Source organism: Enterococcus sp. 7E2_DIV0204 (genome assembly GCF_002140855.1).
Classification (GTDB): Bacteria; Bacillota; Bacilli; order Lactobacillales; family Enterococcaceae; genus Enterococcus_L; species Enterococcus_L lemimoniae.
Genome location: NZ_NGKY01000001.1, coordinates 363,119 through 381,441 on the forward strand (window position 1 = coordinate 363,119; position 18,323 = coordinate 381,441).

The following is an 18,323-nucleotide window of genomic DNA, read 5'->3' on the forward strand; positions in this document are numbered from 1 at the left end:
ATTTTACGCCTACCATTATTAACGTATACTCCAAAAAATTCAAAAAACAATATAAAAATCGATACAAAACGTGTTCTGTTTTGTATCGATTTTTATTATATTTGAACTAAGCGATAAACTTTTTTGAAATAGAAAACACGAGCAATTAGGTAATACCCAATTTGAATCAGGATAAACACTCCTAACACTTGCCATCCTGCTACTTGCATTCCTTGATTAAACATGTGATACATCGCCGTTAGTGCGACTGCACCATGGATCACCGAAACAATGATCGGTGTAAAGAATAAGATTCCAACCTGTTGATAAATCATCTTCTTCAACTCTTTCTTCGTTAACCCCATTTTGTAAATCATCTTGAATTTCTCTACATCCACATCCATATCGCTATACAATCTGAAATATAGGAAACTTCCAGCTGATACAAAGAAAACAATACCGATAAAAATTCCGACAAATAAAATTGGTGCATATTCATCTGTAATTGTTTGTTGTGAATAACTCTTAGCCATTAATGCTACGTTTTTTTCCTGGAATTTACCAATCGAAACCAGTTCATCATAATTAGCATTTTTTGGTTGCCAAACAGTTGTAGTGGTACTTTCTAAATTTTGTAGCTCACTATTATCCGGTACCAGTATAGTTGTTCCATAAGCTGAAACAACATTCGTTTTTTCCGTTTTAATAACTGGCAATATCGTCTCGTTTGGTAGTGCTACTTCATTAAGTGTTGTTTCTTTCATGCCCACCATATTAGTTGGAAGCAATTGGACAGCTTTTCCTTCTGTCTGGATCGTTGGCTTTTTAACCAACTCCGCAAGGTGATTATACTCAGACTCTTTAACAAAGTTAACATGATCAGCATTTGTATAAGTTGTCAGTTTTCCTTCGTCGACTTGAATCCCTTTATCCGCCAACAATTGAGAAAATTCTTGTTGAACTGAAGCTGTCTCTTCAGCAGTTCCTGTAACTTGGAATTCATACGGAATTTCATTCATACCATCTAGAATCATATTTTGAAAGCCATATAATGTACCAATCGCAGCAAAGGCCACTGTTGAAATGATTGATACTAAGAAAAACGAGCGGGCATTATCTTTCATACGAAATGCTAAATCTGAAAAAACAACCATATTCGTTTTTTTCCAAAAAATACTTTGTTTCTTTTTCAATCGTTCAATTACTGAAACGCTTAATTGATTAAATAAGAATCGAGTCCCAGCAACGACTAAAAAGATTACTGGAATCATAACCATCGGTACTAACATTCCTTTGACTAATAAAGCAATCGCATAGCCTACACCAATCAATAAGATCGCTAAAATGGTTTTAATCGGAGAGCTTTTGATCGTCCCTTTACCAAGGTCTCCTGCTTTCAACAATTCTTGTAAACTTAATTTTGGCAATCGGAATTGAATAAAAAATGAAATAGCTAAAAATAATACTGCAAATGAAATTACGGTCAAAACAAGTGCTTGTAAGGGAAAATAGAACCCAAAATTGACATGCATCAATTTATTACTTAACCATAAAATCACTTGTGAAAAACCAATTCCAGCAATGCTTCCCATGATCGTAGCAAAAAAACCAATGACTAAATTTTCGATAAAGACCATTTTTTTCAGCTGCTTTGGGCTCATTCCTTGAATCATCAATAAGCCAAACTCTTTTTTCCTTGATTGGATAAAGACATCCATTGAATATAGAACAAAGAAAAAGGCAAAACCGTAAATAATGATTGCAGCGGCCAACATGCCAATTTGAGCATTTTTATTTAAGCCATTTGATAATGCTGGATGAAATGCAAAAACTGTAAATGTAAAGAACACCATTACTGAAAAGAGCGTACTCAGAAAATAAGCCATATAAAGATGCTTATTTCTTAAGGTATTGCGAATAACAAATTGACTAAAACTCATTATCAACACCTTCAATCTCAGATAGTTTTACCATAATTTCATCGTAAAACATCTTTTGATTGCCATTATGGCGGATTTCATCGATCAATTCACCATCTTTGATAAAGACGATTCGTTTACAATAGCTTGCAGCTAGTGGATCATGTGTAACCATTAAAATCGTGGCTTTTTCATCTTCATTTAATTGTTGTAATAGCTGCATAACATCTTTTGATGATTTTGTATCTAAGTTTCCTGTCGGTTCATCCGCCAATAGGAGTTGTGGTTGATGAATCATCGCACGAGCTACAGCAACACGTTGCGCTTGTCCTCCCGAAATTTCGGCAATTCGTTTTTTCAATAAACTAGCAATACCTAAACGTTTTGCTAATAGATTTAGTTGTGTTTTCATGATTGAGATTTTTTCACCATCTAAAGTTAATGGTAAAACAATGTTTTCTTCAACTGTTAACGTTGGCATCAAGTTAAAGCTCTGGAAGATAAAGCCTAATTCTCTTCGTCTAAATTTAGCAATTTCTTCTTGATTTAGTTGATTCGGATCTTTTCCATTCATTAGAATATGACCTGAAGTTGGTTGGTCGATCGTTGCTAAAAGATTCAAGAAGGTACTTTTCCCACTACCAGAAGGTCCCATGATTCCAATAAATTCACTATCATTTACGGTTAAATTTAACCCTTTTAACGCTTCATATTTAATTTCTTGACCATATGTTTTCGATAAATTTTCTACTTGCAACATTATTATCGCTCCTTTTCTCTACTATGCTAGTCTATTCTAATTCTAACGAACACACCATAGAAAAAAATAACAAGTTACTTACACTTTTGTAAGTAACTTGTTATTTGATTCACGCTTCATATTCAATTACATATGGATAAAGAGCTGTATTATAGATTGCTTCAGAAAATTCAACGATTTTTCCAGAAAGACCAACCGATTTACGAATTCTTTTAAGTCCATTTTTTTCCGATGTCGCTAATATTTCTTGTTGTTCAAGGGTTAATTCTACAGTTTGAAAGCTGTCTTCAAACTTCATGATCTCAATGCCATGTTGATCCATCAAACGATACAATGATTCATTCTCAAAATCTTCTAATGGAACATCAGCTAAGCTCGTTGGTAAGAAGTAGTTAAAATAAATATAAGGTTGATCATCTAAGGTATATAACCGAGAGACTTTCACTGCTTTTTCACCTAGCGATTGATGCACTGCAGAACCTGGTGTTAATGCTACTTTTTCTAAGTTTAAAATTTTCTTAGCTACCTTTTGTCCTGAATCATTTAAATACTCTGTAAAGGTTCCGGCTTTTGATAATTTATTGTAAGGACGGTTACTTAAAACAGTCGTTCCTTTGCCGCTTTTTTTCTCCACTAATTCTTCTGATGATAATAATTCAATAGCACGGCGAACGGTGATTTTACTCACATCAAATAGTTGCTCAAGTTCCGCCTCTGTTGGTAACAATGATCCTACAGGATAAGTACCATCCATGATATCTGCCTTGATTTGCTCTGCAACGTCTAAATAGAGTACGCTTTTTCTTCTCATATTATCCATCCTTATATTCTTTATTTAGTTTATCATTTCATTTCAACTTATTTATGCTTGTTTTAGATTACTCTAATTCTAATCGTATTTCTGATTTAATTCAACTTAGCATCTGATTTCCTGCTAGTATTTCGTACATTATACCAAAGAATCCATTTATCGAAAACCTCTTTAGAAAAGTAACGCTCATAATCTACTCTATCTTAGAAACTTAATAAAAAGAGCCTGGGACATAACTCAAAAAGTTATGTTTCAGGCTCTTCGTATCCGAATAAACGGTGGGAGCAGAAGCAACCCCTTCGGAAATAAGCTGAACTTCACAAAAATTTGAAGTGCAATTTTCGTGAAGTTCAGCTTATTTCTCGGGGTTAAACACTCCTGTCCCAACCTCCTTTTTATTATTCTGATCCCTGATCCATCGGTCCATCATCTGGTACAGGCTCAAGAAAGACTTTTCTTGGCTTACTCCCTTCAGACGGTCCAATCACACCATGCTCTTCTAATTCATCAACTAAGCGTGCTGCCCGATTATATCCGATTCTAAAGCGTCTTTGCAGTAGGGAAATACTTGCGGTCTGCATTTCTACGACCAACGCCTTAGCCTCTTCATATAATTCGTCTTGAGGTGCATCTCCAGATCCGCCACTTGTTGTTTCTTCTTCTGTTGGCATCATATTTTCTTGGTAATCAGCTTCTTGCTGCTCTGTAACAAAAGCCACAACCCGTTCAACTTCATGATCTGAAATAAAGGCTCCTTGAACACGAATTGGTTTATTCTCTCCCATCGGTAAGAACAGCATATCACCACGACCCAAAAGTTTTTCGGCACCGTTACTATCGATGATCGTTCGTGAATCCGTTCCACTTGAAACGGCAAAGGCCATTCGTGAAGGAACATTGGCTTTGATGATTCCTGTGATAACATCCACACTAGGCCTTTGAGTTGCTAAAATCATATGGATACCAGCAGCCCTTGCCATTTGTGCTAAACGAATGATCGCATCTTCCACTTCATTACTGGCAACCATCATCAAATCAGCTAACTCATCAACAATAACAACAATAAATGGTAATATTGGACGATTCTCACCGTCTTCAAGGTTTCGCTGAATGACTAATTCATTATATCCAGAAATATTCCGGACACCAGCCGCTGCAAATTTTTCATAACGAAATTCCATCTCTTGAACGACTTTTTGCAAAGCTTGGGAAGCTTTTCTTGGATTTGTAACAACTGGTGTTAATAGATGAGGAATCCCGTTATAGACATTCAACTCAACCATTTTCGGATCGATCATCATCAGTTTTACTTCATGAGGTTTTGCTCTCATAAGAATACTGGAAATAATGCCATTGATCGCAACTGATTTCCCACTACCTGTTGATCCAGCAATCAGTAAATGCGGCATTTTAGCTAAATCAGCTGATTGAACCATACCAGAAATATCTCGTCCAAGTGGAACTTCCAATAGTTTATCTGGATGACTTGGTGCAGCTTCAATAATATCTCTGAATGAAACAGTGCTGACAGTGCTGTTTGGCACTTCGATCCCAATCAATGATTTCCCTGGAATCGGTGCTTCCATCCGTACATCTTTCGCAGCAAGTGCTAAGGCGATATCATCTGTTAGACTAACGACTTTACTAACTTTAACCCCTACAGCTGGTTGAATCTCAAACTTTGTGACAGCAGGTCCTAGGCTTGCTTTGACAACCTTGGCATCTACACCGAAACTCTTAAAGGTTTGTTCCAGAACGCCAATATTTTTTTCGATTTTCTGATACTCACCACTTTGATCAGCTGCAGGAATTGAATCCAACAACGTTGAAGGCGGCAATTCGTAATCACGATCTTCCGCTTCTTCTGAAATTTCAAATTCTAATTCGCCGCCTTCGTCAAGCTCCGGATCGGCCATTGGTTTTGCTTGAACTGCCTGAGCTTCTGTTTGACTTTGGAAGCTATCGATTGGCACCAAGGTTAATTGTTCTGGTTCCTGAAGGTCTTTTTCTTCTTGTTTCCATGCTTCTTGCGCTAGTTTTTCACCAGGTGTTAATTCACGCACATCATTTTTTAGACGTTCTTGCGCACGTTGCTCCATCTCTGCTTGTTTGGCTGCACGTTTTTCTGCACGCTTCGTTTCTTTTTCAGCTTGACGTTCTGCACTTCTAGCCGTTAGACTACTAAGTTTTTCTCGAATGATCTGCAAACCATTCATCACTTGTTGAAAATCAAGCATACTCATTAAAAAGACACCAATCGCAATCAGTAACCCGGCAATCAAATAGCTACCAAACTGAGCCACTAAAAAGAACGTTAGACTATACAGAGCTGCACCGATCATACCGCCACCGACATTTTGAGCAACAGTACTTGCCTTTAGATCCATTCTAAGAAATTCCCATGTCGTTCCCATAATATCAGGTGTTTGGGTCCCTACACTACGAAACATGTATGCATGTAGCAATAACAAAATACCTAAATAAACAAATACTCCGCCAATCATTGGCCGGCTTTTTTTTATGGGAAACTCTTTCCCAAAAATAACGAGTGACAGGCCATAAAGCATCAGTAATAATGCTGCTACTGAAAATGTATTTCCTATTACTACACGTAAACCATTGGCGATCAATGTGCCAAGAAATCCTAATTTTAATAGTCCAAATAATCCGAAGAAGATAAAAAAGATACCGAGAAAAATGAAATTAAGATGTTCTTGTTGCTGTTGTTGCTTTTTTGTTTTTTTCTTTTTTGCACTTTTCCTTTTTTGTGCCATGTAACATCCCTCTTTTCAATCAATATCCATTATACCTAAAAATCGAGCCGAACAAAAGTACCCCCATTGTTTCTCTTAAAATTTTAATGATTTTCAGTAGAATTCTTTATTTACTCATCGCTCGTCTTTGGATGCCGATGCCTGTCATTCCTGAAAGAATCGACAAAATCGGACACAATAAGATAAAGAAACTAAAGGGTGCGTATGCTAATGTAGATACTTGTAACGTACTTGCCATAAACACGCCACTTACCCCCCAAGGAATCAGTGAATTCAGTACAGTACCAGAATCTTCTAACGCTCTAGACAACACTTCTGGGGCGAGTTCTGCTTGATCATAACTTTCTTTAAAGGCCCGTCCTGGCAGAATAATCGATAAGTACTGCTCACCAATCATCAAATTAGCTAACGCTCCACTAAACACTGTTGCCGCAACTAAACTACCGGTTGATTTTAATTTATGCGCAAGCGGGGCCATCAGTACAGTGATCACTTCCATCTTCATTAATAAACCACCTAACAACAACGTTAAAAGAATCAATGAAACTGACCACATCATACTTTGGATCCCACCTCTAGTCAACAACGCATCGATTTGCTCCATACCAGTTTCTGAGACAAACCCATTTTCAATAATCGTGCTTAACTGTTTCAAGTCAACATTTTGTGTTTGAATTATATACATCACACTAGACACTAAAATTGTCACTAATAATGATGCAATTGCGGGCACTCGTTTGATTGAACACACCACCAGTAATAAAATCGGTAAAATTGCCCACCAACTAATTGCAAAATTCTCTTGTAAAACGGCTAAAAACTGTTTGGTTTCTAAATCAGTCTGTCCAATTTTTGTTTGAAACCCAATTACTGCGTATAAAATAAACGAAATAATAAACGCTGGTACGGTCGTCCACATCATATTTCGAATATGCTTAAATAGATCTGCTCCCGCTACAGCTGAAGCTAAATTGGTCGTATCCGATAGCGGAGACATTTTATCCCCAAAGACTGCCCCTGAAATAATCGCTCCTGCCAAAATAGCAGAGTTGAAGCCCATCGAGATCCCCATTCCCATCAAGGCTAAACCAATTGTTGAAACTGTTGTAAAGGCACTTCCGATTGAAATCCCCACAACTGCACAGCTAACAAAAGCCGAAGGTAAAAAGATTTTAGTGCTGATAACTGAAAATCCTGCAAACATCATCGTTGGAATTACACCACTTGCAATCCAAACTGCAATCAGAGCTCCGATCAATATGAAAATGACCATGGGAACAATCCCTGTTTTTACGCCTTCAATAATTCCTTCATGGATTTTGTCCCAAGAAGCACCACGCCACTTACTCCAGCCAATCAATAAACCTAACGCACATAATACAGGAAAAATTGGGCTCATGCCAACGCCAATCACACAAATACTAATAATCAATAATAATGACAAAAACACAACTAATGCTTCTTTAACACTCAATTCTTTCTTCATTTACGTTCCTCATTCTTTTTATAAATTTGATTGTTGAATACAAAAAAATCCCTGACAATCTGAAAAAGACTGTCAGGGACGTATAACGGTGAGAAAAAATCAGCTCCTTCGGAAATAAGGAGCTGAATACTTTTGTCTCGGCCTCAATCTACACGCGGTACCACCCAAATTGAAATTAAAAAATAATTTCCTCTCAAAAGACGCTAACGGATCTCACCCGAATCGAACATTTGCTCCAGATTTGTAATTCAAGTCGTTGTTTTGATCAACTTCCATCAGCCGTTGACTTTCTGTCATTTCCACACAACGCTCTACTATGAATCCTTCAAAGCACTGATTACTATTTTAATCTGTTAACGGTAAAAGTCAAAACGACCTTTAGCTAACATTTCTTTAATACCACCTGTTTCAAATAATGAACGATCCATGATAGCTTTTTTGATAACAGAAGCAGGATATCCTTTGACTTCGATTTTTCCAACCTCACCAAAGGCATGACTATTACCAATTGAAGCAACTGAGCCTAATGATTTAAAGGTAAATTCTTTTGTTGGTTCACCTTTTAATTGTGCTTTGATGTTTTTCCCTGCATGTTCACCCATTTTAAGTGAAATTTGTGCAGTTGTTGGATAAGGTCGATTTGATTCTTTATCCATAACAGCAGAACAATCACCAATAATATAAACATTATTATGATCAGCATCTGTTAAGTCCGCTTGAACCATCACGCGTCCACGTTTGGCTGCAAAACCAGAATCACCTACTACATGACTGCCGCTAACGCCTGTCGTCCAAATAATTGTTTTTGCTTGTAGTTCGTTTAATTCGTTCGTTTCTTGATTATCTAAATAAACAACTGTATCTTGTTTGATCTCTTTGATCGGTTTGCCAACTAAGAAATTGACACCCCATTTTTTCAAATGATCGATACCGTAACCACCGAGTTTTTCGCTAAACATTGGTAATAAACGCGTCACCGCTTCAACACAGTACAATTGGATTTTATCAGGTTCAACACCAGCAATTTCAGCTAGCTTTTTCTTGCCTTCATGCAATGAACCTAGTAACTCGATCCCAGTAAAACCGGCACCGCAGACCACGATTTTCAAACAGTTTTCGTCTTTGGTTTCTTTATAGGCTTCCATTTGCTCAGTTAAATGTTGATAAACTTTTTCTGACGTTGGAATGTCGACCATTTTTAATGAAAATTCTTCTACACCTGGAATCCCGAAAGATTCTGATTCATAGCCTAGTGCCACAATCAAATAATCATAAGAAAGGGCTTCTTGATCCTTCAAATGAACCAATTGGTTTTCACTATCGATTGTTTCCACTCTACCTTGTACAAATGTTGTGCAAGCAGTTTTTACAACATCTTTGATTGGATACGTAATTCTTTCCGATGTTTGGATTCCTGCTGCAACTTCATGGATATCCGTTGCTTCAAAGTGGTAATCATTTTGATCGACCAATGTGATTTTCAGATCAGTATTGCCTCTTTGTAATTCATGTAGCGCTCTTAATCCGGCATAGCCAGCGCCTAAAATAACGACGTGCTTACTCATTTAAATCCCCTCTTAACCTTTTTATTTTATTATTTAAGCCACAATCCTATGGCAAAAAATACAACTTGTGCAAGTGCACCGACAGCTAAAATCCTGACTGCGCAAATAAATGTTTTCGTTTTGACTTGTTCATTTAAGAATAGCTTCGTTTGCTTCCAAATAAAGGGTAGGACCAACAGCGTCAATAACATGGTCATAGGTGCTAAACCCAATACAACACTTAAAATGATCGATATAAAGGCAATCATAATCAATCCGACAAACAACTGGAGTGCCGTTTTTTTCCCTAAATAATGAACTAACGTAAAACGCTGATTTGTTTCATCTTCTTCTAGATCACAGATGTTGTTAGCTAACATCAAATTAGCAATCAAGCAAGTGTTAGGCAATGACACCAAGAAAATCCTGCCGATATTCTCTGCTGTCCATTGAAAAGAATCAAATGTATTGATATAAACGCAAATCAACATGATCATAAAGCCCATCGTAAAGCCCGAGAAAACTTCTCCCAAAGGCAAACTAGATAACGGTTTAGGACCAGAAGAATAGAAGATCCCGATCAAATAACAATACAGCCCCATCCATAGCAGAGGCCAACCGACAAACAGTGAAAGACCGATTCCGATCAACGCGGAGATCGCCACCATCCAAATGATCCAGCGACGAATCATCGACAACGATAAATGCTCACGTCCGATAATATTCGTTTTATCTTTATAATCATGCCCTTCTTTAGCATGATGGTAGTCATTATAGTTATCTAATATATCAACAGCCATATTGAAAATGAACATCGCAATAAAATAAATAAGAACAAAACCTAAATGGACACTTCCATAATGATACCAACTGAAACAAATGCCTAAAAGAAAGGGTAAAACACTGGCTGTCTTTGCTTTTAGCTCAACTAATTCAAAAAATACTTCTCTATTCAAATTATACTCTTCTCTCCTTACAATATTTAGTTTTATGCTCACGGAATAATTTACTTGTGTTTCTCGACCTACATCGTATACAATCAATAGTATTGAATTACTGAAAGGACTATTGTGTTATGAATGACTTTTGGAAAGAATTTCCGATTATCCAACAACAATTGAATGAAACGTGCGAACTGATCAGACGCCAAGTTAAAATAAGAAACAAAGAAATCGAAACAGCTTTGATCGAATTAACCTATTCAGGTGGAAAATTATTACGCCCAGCGTTCTTTTTTCTATTTGCTCAAATCGGTGATGAACAAAAACAAGATCAGCAACAATTGATCAAAATCGCTGCTTCCATTGAAATCCTGCATATGGCAACCCTTGTTCACGATGATATTATCGATGATTCACCACTACGCCGAGGAGCCATCACGATTCAAGCTCGCTATGGCAAAGATATCGCTGTTTATACAGGCGATTTATTATTTACAGAATTCTTTGAGTTACTTGCTGAAACAATGAACGGTTCTGATTTCTTACATACAAATGCTTCTGCTATGAAACGGCTGCTTTTGGGTGAATTAGATCAAATGCATACCCGTTATAAACAGAACATGACCGTCTTTGATTATTTGCGCAGCGTCAATGGGAAAACAGCTGAGTTGTTTTCACTAAGCTGTTTAGAAGGTGCTCACTTTGGTGTTGCGTCAGCAGAAGTTCAACGGTTAGCAGCCCGTATCGGTCGTCATATCGGGATTGCTTTTCAAGTTTACGATGATATCTTAGATTACACCGCTGATGAAAAAACCTTGAAAAAGCCCGTTTTAGAAGATTTAGCGCAAGGTGTCTATACGTTACCTTTGATCTTTGCCATGAGAAAAGCACCCGAACGCTTTGCTTATTATCTAGAAAAAGGTGCAGATATCACAGCAGAACAAGCAATCGAAACAGCACAACTAGTTCATGAACTAGACAGTGTGAACGAAGCCAAAGCATTTGCCAAACGTGTGACAGAAAAAGCGTTGACTGATATCCAAAAACTGCCTGATTGTTTAGGGAAAGAACAGCTGACTTTATTGACTGAATTATTGCTACAACGGTCATTTTAACATGATAGTCATTTTTAAAACAGTTGAGGCAAAGCTCTTAGAGTTTTGCCTCAGATGTTTTATATACTCATCGTTGATTCATTCCGCGATCAATTGCATACAACTGTTGATAATGTTGATTGGTAGCCAATAACTCTTGCGGAGAACCGCTCATTTCTAATTGACCATCTTCAATGAAAATCACTCGATCCATCATGTGGACTCCTTGTAGGTGATGGGTGATCCAGATAATCGTTTTATCTTCTAGTGTCTCAAAAAATGTATCCAATAATTGTTGTTCTGTAATTGGATCTAATCCAGTGGTTGGTTCATCTAACAATACAATAGGTGTATCTTGAAGTAAAATAGGTGCTAAAGCTAAACGATGACGTTCACCACCAGAAAAACGTAATCCAGCTTCATCAACCATTGTCAATAAACCTTCAGGCAGCCCTTGGATCATTTCCTTTAGCCCAACCTGCTCTAACACTTGCCAAACCTCTTCCTCAGAAGCTTCTTCTCGCCCGATTCGGACATTATTTAGAATCGTTGTCCTAAAGAGATAAGGCGCTTGATGAATCACTCCGATTGATTTTGTGATTTGATCGCCAAATTCACTAGTTGACATTCCACCTAATGTGATCGTCCCTTTATTTGGCTGTAAATCTCCACGAATCAACGTTGCTAATGTACTTTTCCCAGAACCACTACGCCCCAAAATTGCTAATTTCTCTTTTGAATGGATTGTCAGATTTAAGTCTTTTAAAACTTGTTTAGATGTTCCTTCATAAGCAAAAGATAGGTCACTGATCTTGATTTCTGTATTATCGATCGTTACTTCTTTAGGTCGTGATACTGCTTCTTCTGGTTCTGGTAAATCATTCAATCGTTTGATGGAATCTTTATAAATATTTGTTTCTTGCGCTGCATCAGGTAGCGGTGCAAAAGCATCGATCAACGGGAAAACCGTCAACGTAAAAGCGGCGATCCAGTTTGCCGCACCACCGTGATTTCCTGGAAAACGAACACTAGTCCAAGCTAAAATGGCAATAGTAATCACACCAAAGGCCACTTGTAATAGGAAATCACGAAAACGATTAAAGCGTTTGATTTGTTCATCCAACTGACGTAGTTTTGCTTCTTGCTGTTCATATGAATGGACAAATTCCTGACCACGTTGGCTAAATACCCAATCAGAAACACCCAAAATATTATCTGTCAATGTCTTGTATAATTCATTTTTAGAGACTTTTTGCCTCTCTTGTCTGGCACCATTGACTAAAACTGAGATTAAAGGTAGTAGAAAAATAACAACGCCTAACATCAACAGCATGCATAAGCCAAACCACCATGAAAACAAACCAAGTCCAATAATAATAAAAATATATAACAACCAAGCAATTACGGTTGGGAAAATCGTGCGTAAATATAAATTCTGTAGATGATTGATATCTTCTGATAACAACCCTAAAATATCTCCAGTTTGATATTTTGATTTAAAGAAAATCGCATCTTTTTCTAAGACCATATAAAGCTTCAAACGCAAGTCAGAAGTCATTTTCAAGACCCAGTTATGACTAACTAAACGCTCAATATAACGAAAAACTGGACGACTGATCCCAAAAGCACGTGTCAATACAATAGGAATATAAATCATCAAAATATTCTCTGGCAATGATGCTGCTCGGCTAATTAAATAACCTGAATTGAACATCAAAGCGCCGGCACTAAAAAAAGTTAAAAAACCTAAAATCAACGCTAAGTATAATAACCCTTTATACTTTTTCAAAAACGGTTTGACCCATTGATCTTTTTCATATAATTCTTTATTTGTTGGGGTATTTTCCATTATTCTGTCCCCCTCATTTGATTGACTAGTTTCACGTAATAACCATTTTTCTCTGTCAATTCAGCTAATGTTCCTGCTTCAACGATTTGACCTTTATCCATGACCAAAATATAATCCATTTCCGCCATCCAATGTAATCGATGAGTGGCAAAAAAGACAAGATGATCATTCATCAATGGTAACATTTTTGTTTTTAATTCTACTTCAGTTTCAATATCTAAGTGAGCAGTTGGTTCATCAAATAATAGAACGCGACGTGTCTGATCTAAAAAGGCTCTAGCAAGCGCTACACGCTGAGCTTGACCACCGCTTAACATTCGCCCACTTTCACCGATCACCGTGTTTAAACCCTCTATAAGCTCCGTTACAAGGTTTTCTAACCCTACTAGCTGAACTGCAGCTAAGACATCTTCATCCGTCGCTTCTGGTGTATAAAAACGAACATTATTCGCTAATGTATCCTGGAAAATATAGGGTGATTGAGGAATATACAGAACTTGCTTCTGCCACTCTTTTTGTAAAAAGTGCGGAAGCTTTTGTCCATCAACTTCAATTGTTGTTATTTCAGCATCTGGCTCTAAAAAACCACTCAATACATTAATCAGTGTTGATTTTCCAGAACCGCTGGCCCCAATGATCCCAATTTTTTGATACCCTTTTGCAGCAAAGTCTAACCCTTTTAACGCTGGTTGGGTAGCTTCTTCATATTGAAAGGTCAACTGTTCAACAGCTAATTCACTCAAAGCTGTCCAATCGCTTAAAGAAAGCCGATCCGTTTCAGTCATTTCTGGTAAATCTAACACAGCTTGAATTGCCTGAAATGAATTTTTTCCATCTAATGTTGCATGATAATCACTAGCAAAATCACGAACAGGCAAAAAGAATTCTGGTGCTAAGATCAAGGTCGTCAAGGCTGGGAAAAGTAAAATCCCCCCTTCCAACAAACTTAACCCTAGAAATACTGCTACAACTGCGACTGATAATGTTGTAAAAAAATCCAAAGCAAATGTTGATAAAATCGCAATTTTCAAGGTACTCATCGTTGCTTCTCTAAACCGTTCACTCGTATTATAAATACTGCCTGCATACTTTTTGCTCAAGCCAAACAGTTTCAACGTATCTAGACCTCGCAACGAATCAATGAAGTGATTAGATAAAATCTGAAAAGCTTTGTATTGTTTATCTGCTTTACTTTGAGCTGCATAACCCAGAATGATCATAAAAATAATGATCATTGGAAAAACAACTAATAGAACAACCCCTGAACGAACATCTAAGGTAAAAACAAAAATCAAAATGATCCACGGAATAATCATCATGTTCATAATTTTCATCAGGATCAAATGTAAATAATTTTCTGCCTGACTGATTCCTTCAAGCCCCATAGTGATCATATTTCCCGTACCATTTTTTTGAACTACAGTCGGTCCTAAACGGAAAACCTTTTGGAGTAAAGCTTCTCTTAATTCACGGGAACGATCATAACTAAAGGTATCCAACATTTTTTCACGCAGATAGGTCACCACATGTCTGCCAGTATAAAACAAAAAGAACACCAAAATATTCAACAGCTGGTCACTTAACTGACCACCTTCCCATAATCCAACAACGGCTTTAGATAAATAAAATGCTTGTCCTATAATAAATACTGCTTGCAGGAAAGAAAAACCTGCAAGCAAGATCATGATATTTTTGATTTTTGGCATTTTTAAGATGGCTTTATCGATCATCCTTCATACCCCGCAGCAGCAATTGCTGGATGTTTGATACGTTTTCTAAAGACATAATAAGACCAGCCTGTATAAGCTAATACGAATGGTAAAATCGTTAATGATAACCATGTCATTGTTTTCAAAGTATATGGAGAACTTGAAGCATCTTTGATCAAGATATCATAGTACCCCTCACTCCCAATCATGACACGTGGGAACAAGCCACTAAATAATAACGCCACTAAAAGAATCAACGTTAAGCCACTAGCAAGAAACGCCAACATTTCTTTTTTCTTAAAGACACTCACATTGGCAACCACTGTTAAGGCAACGATTCCTACCACTAATAATAACGTCACGACAAAATGATTATCAAAGAAATCTGTTTTGAAGTACAACAACGCTGCAAACACAACTAAGCCCACATATAAAATCCAATAGAAGAATGACGCATAGTTACGTGCACGTTCTCTGACTGGCCCTTCTGTTTTTAAGGCAATATAATTTAAACCATGTAAGTAGCATAATAAAGACAATGCAACGCCACCAACCACAGAAAACACATTAATATAATCTGTAAATGACGCCATCATATTCCCGTCTACGTCAAGCGGCATTCCTTGAATTAAATCAATGAATAGAACACCGAAGAAAAACGGTACGATAAAACTACCGATCGATAATGTCCAGTTCCACAGTCTACGGCGTTTACCATCTGGCATCCGGTGACGAAATTCAAATGACACACCGCGAATGATCAAACCAACTAAAATGATAAATAAAATCAAGTAAAACCCGCTAAACAATGAAGCATACCAGTATGGGAAAGATGCAAACATCGCCCCACCTGCTGTTAATAACCAGACTTCATTACCATCCCAAACCGGTCCAATCGTTTGGATGATTTGTTCTTTTTCTTCTTCATCATGAGCCAATGTTTGAACCGACATCCCCACGCCAAAGTCAAAACCTTCTAAGAAGAAGAAGCCTGAGAATAAAATACCAATTAAGACAAACCAAAGCAATTGCAACGTACTCATTCGCCAAAGACCTCCTTATCAAATGGATCTACATCAGTAGAATTCGCCTCTGCTAATTTCTTTTCTTCATAATCCGGTCCTTTTTTAAGTTCAACCGTAACCAAGTAAACCATTACTGAACCTAGACCTGCAAAAAGAATAAAGTAAATAATATTCGATGTTAATAATGACGCTACAGATACGTTAGGTGATACACTATCTTCAATCGTAAATAGACCATAAACAGTCCAAGGATAACGACCAAGTTCAGTGATCAACCAACCTGTTGTATTTGCTAAGAATGGTGCAAACGTACATAATGCCACGATCCAAACCATCCAGCGTTTTTCATAAAGTGAAGGTTTTTTCTTACGACTAAAGAATAGACCTAAAGATGAAACTAGTAGCATTAATGCACCAAATCCAGCCATCACTCTAAAACTCCAGAATAATGTATTAACTGGTGGATAATAATTTTTATCATCACCATACTGTTCTTTCAAACGTTCATTGACTGTATCCATTCCATCAACGGAACCAGATAGACTATTATAAGAAAGAATACTTAACATATAAGGAATTTGAATCCCAAAGACTTGTTTATGTTGCGCTTCATCCGCCCATGCGATCAATGTCCAAGCAGCAGGATCACCAGAATCTTCATAATCCCCTTCCATTGCCGCAAATTTCATTGGTTGATCATTGATCAAAGCTTTCATTTGTAAGTCACCTGTAAATAAAACAGATAGAGAGCCAAACAAAGCGATCCATAAACCAATCCGCATAGATACTTTATGGAAACTAATATCACGTTTTTTCAAAATTTGGAACGCAGCAAGACCTGCAACGATCATTCCGCCCATTACAATTGCGCCAGACAAGACGTGTGTAAACTCATACCAAACTTTTGGATTACCAATAACTGCACCAAAGTCGATCAATTCTGCACGACCATTGTTTAATGTATAGCCCACTGGATGTTGCATAAAGCTGTTTGCAGCTAAAATCCAAAAAGCCGACATCATTGAACCAAATACAACCAACCAAATAAATGTTAAATGAAGTTTAGGATTTACTTTATCCCAAGTAAAAATCCATAAACCTAAGAATGTTGATTCTAAAAAGAATGCAAGTAATGCTTCAATTGCCAGTGGAGCACCAAAAATATCTCCAACAAAGCGTGAATAATCTGACCAGTTCATCCCGAACTGGAATTCTTGAATAATTCCTGTTACAACTCCGACTGCAAAACTTAATAGAAAAATGTTGCCCCAAAACTTCGCCATTTTGCGATAACGTTCATCTTTTTTCACGACATACATCGTTTCCATGACTGCAACTACAAGTGCTAATCCTATTGAAAACGGTACGAAGAAGTAATGAAAGACTGTCGTCATTGCAAATTGGAATCTTGCTAATGTTACAATATCAAACATCAATAATCCCCCTTGTTTTTACTGTCTCCACAAAAAGAATAAGCTAATTTCATTCAACATAATTATTCATTTGTGCAGTTGGTTAGTGCTGTCAAAATGAATCAAAACCCAGAATAAAATAAACCTAAAGACAATATGTGTGTGGAAACTCTTTTTATTAAATTTAGAATGATTCCAAATTAGAGTATACTCCTTTTATTGCAAAATACAAATGTTTCCGCCCATTTTCATTAAATTATTCCTTTAGTCTAGGCGAAAAATAAGAAAAATGAGTTTAAATGACAGAATAAAAAAAAACACTTCACCCAAAGTGTTTTTTTACTTTAAAATTTTAGTTTAGGGCTGAATTAAAAATATATACGTTAAAGCACAAATCATTATTATGTATCGAATGAGCACTAGCTTAAACTCCAAAAGTTACGACTTTCCAAGACTTCCAAAATTCATCTTTTTTTAATAACCACATCCAATTTTTGTGATGAGAGCCTGGCATAAAACCAGAATTTTGATTATTTTCCTCTCTAACCTCAAAATCAGAATACAAGACAATAAAAATTTTTTTGTCTGCATTTTTTACACTTTTATTTTCTTGATTCTCTGTTAAATAATAATTGATTTCCATATTCGATTTTTCTTCATCATAGTAAATTTTGGTCATTTCACAGTTAGTAAATCCTTTAAACTCTTTCTTCACACGATCAATCGCCGTTTCAATTTCGGTATTTTTAAACTTTTCAGACTTTTCAACTGTCATAACAGCATTTTCTGTTGATCCTTTTTTACCACTTATGGATACAGTGTAAGCAACAATAAGAATCAATAGTAAAATAATCCATATCTTTTTTCCCACCAACAACACCCCAATACATCTATTATTACAATAGAAATGTTTTTACGTTTATTATCTAAAGCAATTTTAAATTAAACATTTATTCTAACAGCCCTTTTTCCTTTGAATAATCCATATATTTATATACCTTCTCAATCTTATCGTGCTTC

Annotated in this window: 13 protein-coding genes; 1 reads left to right on the forward strand and 12 read right to left on the reverse strand. The window is 36.7% G+C overall.

Annotation, left to right across the window (positions count from 1 at the left end; genetic code table 11):
• Nucleotides 1-95: 95 nt before the first annotated feature.
• The 7 genes from A5819_RS01790 to A5819_RS01820 form a co-directional block, all read right to left on the reverse strand.
• Nucleotides 96-1,919, reverse strand: a complete 1,824-nt coding sequence (locus tag A5819_RS01790; protein WP_086280552.1) for an ABC transporter permease — start codon at nt 1,917-1,919, stop codon at nt 96-98.
• Nucleotides 1,909-2,658, reverse strand: a complete 750-nt coding sequence (locus tag A5819_RS01795; protein ID WP_086280549.1) for an ABC transporter ATP-binding protein — start codon at nt 2,656-2,658, stop codon at nt 1,909-1,911. The genes A5819_RS01790 and A5819_RS01795 overlap by 11 nt, the downstream gene beginning before the upstream one ends.
• A 109-nt stretch (nt 2,659-2,767) precedes the next feature.
• Entirely contained in the window at nt 2,768-3,469 is a 702-nt protein-coding gene (locus tag A5819_RS01800; RefSeq protein ID WP_086280546.1) for a GntR family transcriptional regulator, read from the reverse strand.
• Between the two features lie 398 nt (nt 3,470-3,867).
• Nucleotides 3,868-6,243 (reverse strand): DNA translocase FtsK, encoded by a 2,376-nt coding sequence (locus A5819_RS01805; protein WP_086280542.1) that lies wholly within the window; start codon nt 6,241-6,243, stop codon nt 3,868-3,870.
• 106 nt (nt 6,244-6,349) lie between these two features.
• Nucleotides 6,350-7,729 (reverse strand): Na+/H+ antiporter NhaC, encoded by a 1,380-nt coding sequence (nhaC, locus tag A5819_RS01810; protein ID WP_086280539.1) that lies wholly within the window; start codon nt 7,727-7,729, stop codon nt 6,350-6,352.
• A gap of 353 nt (nt 7,730-8,082) precedes the next feature.
• Complete coding sequence (locus tag A5819_RS01815; protein WP_086280536.1) at nt 8,083-9,294, reverse strand: NAD(P)/FAD-dependent oxidoreductase; 1,212 nt, start codon at nt 9,292-9,294, stop codon at nt 8,083-8,085.
• 29 nt (nt 9,295-9,323) lie between these two features.
• Nucleotides 9,324-10,229 (reverse strand): prenyltransferase, encoded by a 906-nt coding sequence (locus A5819_RS01820; RefSeq protein ID WP_086280533.1) that lies wholly within the window; start codon nt 10,227-10,229, stop codon nt 9,324-9,326.
• Nucleotides 10,230-10,348: 119 nt separating this feature from the next.
• Between A5819_RS01820 and A5819_RS01825 the strand changes: the two genes are divergently transcribed.
• Nucleotides 10,349-11,329: a polyprenyl synthetase family protein gene (locus A5819_RS01825; protein ID WP_086280530.1), complete on the forward strand. Its 981-nt coding sequence runs from the start codon at nt 10,349-10,351 to the stop codon at nt 11,327-11,329.
• A gap of 67 nt (nt 11,330-11,396) precedes the next feature.
• Here the strand turns inward: A5819_RS01825 and cydC are convergent, their stop codons facing one another.
• The 5 genes from cydC to A5819_RS01850 all read right to left on the reverse strand — a co-directional run bounded on the left by cydC (nt 11,397) and on the right by A5819_RS01850 (nt 18,174).
• Entirely contained in the window at nt 11,397-13,157 is a 1,761-nt protein-coding gene (cydC, locus tag A5819_RS01830; protein WP_176271337.1) for a thiol reductant ABC exporter subunit CydC, read from the reverse strand.
• On the reverse strand, nt 13,157-14,887 hold the full coding sequence (gene cydD, locus A5819_RS01835) for a thiol reductant ABC exporter subunit CydD (RefSeq protein WP_086280525.1): 1,731 nt from the start codon (nt 14,885-14,887) through the stop codon (nt 13,157-13,159). Before cydD ends, cydC begins: the two co-directional genes overlap by 1 nt.
• Nucleotides 14,884-15,909: a cytochrome d ubiquinol oxidase subunit II gene (cydB, locus tag A5819_RS01840; protein WP_086280523.1), complete on the reverse strand. Its 1,026-nt coding sequence runs from the start codon at nt 15,907-15,909 to the stop codon at nt 14,884-14,886. The genes cydD and cydB overlap by 4 nt, the downstream gene beginning before the upstream one ends.
• A complete protein-coding gene (locus A5819_RS01845) occupies nt 15,906-17,324 on the reverse strand; it encodes a cytochrome ubiquinol oxidase subunit I (RefSeq protein ID WP_086280520.1) in 1,419 nt (472 codons plus the stop codon). The genes cydB and A5819_RS01845 overlap by 4 nt, the downstream gene beginning before the upstream one ends.
• A gap of 403 nt (nt 17,325-17,727) precedes the next feature.
• Nucleotides 17,728-18,174 carry a hypothetical protein gene (locus A5819_RS01850; protein ID WP_086280517.1) on the reverse strand — a complete coding sequence of 149 codons (447 nt, stop codon included), beginning with the start codon at nt 18,172-18,174 and terminating at the stop codon, nt 17,728-17,730.
• Between the last annotated feature and the right edge of the window lie 149 nt (nt 18,175-18,323).